General features: G+C 49.5%; 1 rRNA gene. It reads left to right on the top strand.

The features are described 5' to 3' along the window. Window positions 1–73: 73 nt before the first annotated feature. Window positions 74–1310, top strand: a 23S ribosomal RNA gene (locus tag BM133_RS33245); the annotation flags it as partial.

A 1310-nucleotide genomic window follows, 5' to 3' on the forward strand; every position in this document is an offset into this window, starting at 1 on the left:
GAGAGACCTGACATATTCCTTGAAATGATTTTGTGTTTCGCCGGAGCAATCCAGTGAGACGTCAAAGTTATAGGGTCAAGTGAATAAGAGCACGTGGTGGATGCCTTGGCAATGATAGGCGACGAAGGACGTGATAGCCTGCGATAAGCTTCGGGGAGCTGGCAAATTAGCTTTGATCCGGAGATTTCCGAATGGGGAAACCCACCGAAAGGTATCGCATAGTGAATACATAGCTATGCGAGGCGAACCGGGTGAACTGAAACATCTCAGTAGCTCGAGGAAAAGACATCAACCGAGATTCCGAAAGTAGTGGCGAGCGAAATCGGAAGAGCCTGTTAGTGATAGCACAAGACATAACGGAACAGTTTGGAAAGACTGGCCATAGCGGGTGATAGCCCCGTACGTGAAATGACCTGTGTGGTACTAAGCTAACGACAAGTAGGGCGGGACACGAGAAATCCTGTCTGAATATGGGGGGACCATCCTCCAAGGCTAAATACTCATCATTGACCGATAGTGAACTAGTACCGTGAGGGAAAGGCGAAAAGAACCCCGGGAGGGGAGTGAAATAGATCCTGAAACCGCGTGCTTACAAAAAGTAGGAGCCTCGTAAGGGGTGACTGCGTACCTTTTGTATAATGGGTCAGCGACTTACATTCAGTGGCAAGGTTAACCGAATAGGGAAGCCGTAGAGAAATCGAGTCCGAATAGGGCGATCAGTCGCTGGGTGTAGACCCGAAACCAAGTGATCTATCCATGGCCAGGATGAAGGTGCCGTAACAGGTACTGGAGGTCCGAACCGACTAGTGTTGCAAAACTAGCGGATGAGCTGTGGATAGGGGTGAAAGGCTAAACAAACTTGGAAATAGCTGGTTCTCTCCGAAAACTATTTAGGTAGTGCCTCAAGTATTACCATCGGGGGTAGAGCACTGTTTTGGCTAGGGGGTCATGGCGACTTACCAAACCAAGGCAAACTCCGAATACCGATGAGTACAGCTTGGGAGACAGAGCACCGGGTGCTAACGTCCGGACTCAAGAGGGAAACAACCCAGACCGCCAGCTAAGGTCCCTAAAATTGGCTAAGTGGGAAACGAAGTGGGAAGGCTAAAACAGTCAGGATGTTGGCTTAGAAGCAGCCATCATTTAAAGAAAGCGTAATAGCTCACTGATCGAGTCGTCCTGCGCGGAAGATGTAACGGGGCTAAGCCAGTTACCGAAGCTGCGGATTTGCAATTTATTGCAAGTGGTAGGAGAGCGTTCTGTAAGCCTGTGAAGGTGCGTTGTAAAGCGTGCTGGAGGTATCAGAAGTG

Origin of the sequence: Variovorax sp. 770b2, assembly GCF_900115685.1 — a bacterium.
GTDB lineage: Bacteria > Pseudomonadota > Gammaproteobacteria > Burkholderiales > Burkholderiaceae_C > Variovorax.